At 34.0% G+C, this 1,070-nt stretch carries 2 protein-coding genes; both read left to right on the top strand.

Going from position 1 to position 1,070, the window contains the following annotated elements; all coding sequences use genetic code 11:
* Positions 1–529: 529 nt before the first annotated feature.
* On the top strand, positions 530–688 hold the full coding sequence (locus CGS49_RS14260; protein ID WP_179859096.1) for a hypothetical protein: 159 nt from the start codon (positions 530–532) through the stop codon (positions 686–688).
* Positions 689–768: 80 nt separating this feature from the next.
* On the top strand, positions 769–1,026 hold the full coding sequence (locus CGS49_RS14265) for a hypothetical protein (protein WP_011681181.1): 258 nt from the start codon (positions 769–771) through the stop codon (positions 1,024–1,026).
* The last annotated feature ends 44 nt before the right edge of the window (positions 1,027–1,070 follow it).

The following is a 1,070-nucleotide window of genomic DNA, read 5'->3' on the forward strand; positions in this document are numbered from 1 at the left end:
TCTTTAGAGAGTGCTATTGCTGACAATCATGCACAATTAAAAGAGATTAATACAGTTGGTTATGGTTAACAGAAAGTAAAAGAAGACCACAAAAAAGATTTAGCTGATTATGATAAAGCAAAGGCTAAGTATAATGCTAAAGTGGCTGAAAAGCAGCAGCGGATAAAGTAAACTCTGCTTCTAAAGCATAGTATGATACTGATTAAGCTACTATGAAAAAGATATAGCTAAATATCAAGCTGATAAAAAACTTATGATGCAGTATTGTAAGAATGTAATAATCAAATATTGACTTATGGTTCTAAAGTATTCGAAAAAGCATCAGCAGATAAGACGACGGCTGAAACTAAAGGTAAGTATTATGCAGAAATATCTGTTTATAATATATCTAAAGTGTGCAATACGATAAAGATTTACAATAAAACTAAGCTAAGAAAGTACAGTATGATAAAGATAAAGTAGCCTATGACAAGCTTTTGATATTAAGGATGAAGAAGACGATGCTAAAGCTCAGTATGAAGTTTATCTTATGAAATACAATATAGACCTAGAGCAATACGCTAAAGAAGCTTATGATAAGTACATGAATGATAATGGTTTCCAAGATCTAAAAGATGTAGAAACTGTTCAAAATTTGACCTTTCAACGTGAAGATGGGGCTTCTGATATTGTAGCAACCAGTCCTTAGTCTAATAATGAGACTGAATTCATTCAAATTACATAGGTGACCAATTTGTTGTCACCTATGATAATTTGAATCAGTCAAGCATGCGTGAATATACGGATATGCATTTAATTAAGCATGTGATTAACTGTTATGAGATTTTGAGCCTTTCATCAAATGATGGCAAATGGGTTGTTGCAGTAGGTACGGACCTAACTACTCCAACACCAAAAGTGGTTGAAGTTCCAGCTAGACCGGTTGAACCAAAAACACCAGAAAAACCAACTGTTGTATGGCATAAGAATTATGTTATTGAGAGGGTATCATTTTTTACCACCTACACCACCGACTCCAGATACTGAAGTTCCTCAAGCTGAGTTGCCACAAACTGGTGAGCACACAAGAA

Origin of the sequence: Faecalibacterium langellae (assembly GCF_002549775.1) — a bacterium.
Classification (GTDB): Bacteria; Bacillota; Clostridia; order Oscillospirales; family Ruminococcaceae; genus Faecalibacterium; species Faecalibacterium langellae.

What these genes read in the sequence shown, in the direction of transcription:
- CGS49_RS14260 (WP_179859096.1), top strand. Translation starts at nt 530, where the DNA reads ATGAAATACAATATAGACCTAGAGCAATACGCTAAAGAAGCTTATGAT.
- CGS49_RS14265 (WP_011681181.1), top strand. Translation starts at nt 769, where the DNA reads ATGCGTGAATATACGGATATGCATTTAATTAAGCATGTGATTAACTGT.